The organism is Streptomyces sp. NPDC002573 (assembly GCF_042889625.1).
In the GTDB taxonomy this organism is placed as follows: Bacteria; Actinomycetota; Actinomycetes; order Streptomycetales; family Streptomycetaceae; genus Streptomyces; species Streptomyces gibsoniae.
In genome coordinates, this window is the sequence record NZ_JBIARC010000249.1 from 1 (window position 1) to 1,733 (window position 1,733).

Consider the following 1,733-nt stretch of genomic DNA (forward strand, 5'->3'; position numbering starts at 1 on the left):
GCCCGTCGAGTACGAAGCCAACTACTACACGGAACTCACGAAACCCCAGGTCACAACCACAATCTGAGATCTCTACCGAACCCGGGGCGGTTCAATCACAGACGGGCACCCCTGCATGCCCGAGACGATCAGCCAGATGCGTTTCGCCGATATCTCACACGCTGCGACCAAGCGACCCTCCCGCGAACTGCTGGCAGGCCTACCCCATCTCGGCGACGATGACCATCTGTCCGTCAACGCGGTCAAAGTCCTCATCCACGACGATGCGTCAGCGCTTCCCCTGGCGCGTCTGAGCCAGATGATCCGCATCACGCTCATGCAGCTGACAGCCACTCTGCCCAGCCCGGACCCCGTCTGCTCCCACCCTCCACACAGGCGAGACGGCTACCGACACTCGTCATTAGTTCCATAGCAGAACCAGCTGACTGGAATGACTTACCGTCAGGTGGCATTGCGTGCACGTCGGGGTGTGAGAGGGCGGGATGTGAAGTGATGTCCGTTTCGCTGCCTCGGAGGGAGTAGCTGCGCTGGTTATCTGGGCGTTCTCAGCAGGCGCGTTTGTTCAGTTCATGGGTGCGTAGCGGGTCTCAGCATCCGCAGCATCGGCCGACGTCGCCGGCGGCCCGGTCACCGGCTCCAGCCGGGCGGCTGCGACACTGCCAGGCGAGAGCGCCGGCCGCCGGCGCCGACCACATGCCTCGGGGGGCACACATGGGCACATTCAAGCGCGTCAACCTGTTCTACGGCGTCGACCACGAGCAGGTGTACGCCGCGTTGGAGGAGTTCTGGCACCAGGAGGAGCACACGCTCAATCTGGAGGACGTCCACGACGTCAACCTCGATTCCTACGCCCTGCACGAGCGGCGCGGCGACTGGACCGTGCTGGAATGGACCCGGGGTTGGGAGTGGGTCCTGCGCCGACGCGCCCAGCTTCACGTCTCACGCGCCTACGACTGCCCGGGCCTGCTGGTCTTCATCTACGACGACGATTTCTGGGGCTGCGAGCTGTTCCACCACGGCAGAGCAATCGACCAGTTCCAGCAGGAGACCGGCATCATCGGCTCGTTCTTCGGCGATCTTCCGTGCCAGGGGCGCCCCGACCTCCTGCTGGCCCAGTTCCCGGCTCTGAACCTGAACATCGAGCATGCCCGGGGCTATCTGACCCACTACAGCATCGACGACCCCGGGTACGAGGACATCGACTGGGAGAATGAGCACGACCCTCTCAACAGGCCCGTCCGTCCGAGCGATGGGTACGGCCGCCTTGAAGGAGGCGTCTACTGGGACTTCCAGAACTTCCTCGGCGTCGACCACCATGCCCCGGTCTGGCGGAGGTTCACTACCTCGCCCCAGGCACTCGGGAGAACGGACAAATGATCGGTTCTGCCCGAGACCGAAGGTGGCTACGCGCATCCCCTGGCCCGCGCCTGCCACGGCAACATACCTCAAACACTGATCATGCTCTGAACTGTGGAGAGTAGCGAGTGGCCCCAGGCGCCACGGCGGACAGTTGTGGTCGTGGCAGGGTGAACAGACCCGGCTCGGGCTCGGTCAGAATGCCGCGCCTGGCCAGGTGCTTGAGCTTGATTCGGACGTTGTTGATGTTGTTCGAAGCCAGGTCCAAGTCCATCGCCTCGCCCTGCGTTCCGCGCAATTCAGGGGTTCTGGAGTCCCTTCCGAGGTGAAGGTGCAGGTCAGCGGGCTGGAGTCTAGTGACACGGCCGGATTCGCCT

1 protein-coding gene and 1 pseudogene are annotated in these 1,733 nt (G+C 63.6%); one reads left to right on the forward strand and one right to left on the reverse strand.

Translation table 11 applies throughout. The annotated features are described in order from the left end of the window. The first annotated feature begins 711 nt into the window (after positions 1–711). Positions 712–1,377 carry a hypothetical protein gene (locus ACFYX0_RS47700; protein WP_388982087.1) on the forward strand — a complete coding sequence of 222 codons (666 nt, stop codon included), beginning with the start codon at positions 712–714 and terminating at the stop codon, positions 1,375–1,377. A 79-nt stretch (positions 1,378–1,456) separates the two neighbouring features. Here the strand turns inward: ACFYX0_RS47700 and ACFYX0_RS47705 are convergent. Continuing rightward, positions 1,457–1,733: pseudogene (locus tag ACFYX0_RS47705) on the reverse strand (hypothetical protein); the annotation flags it as partial.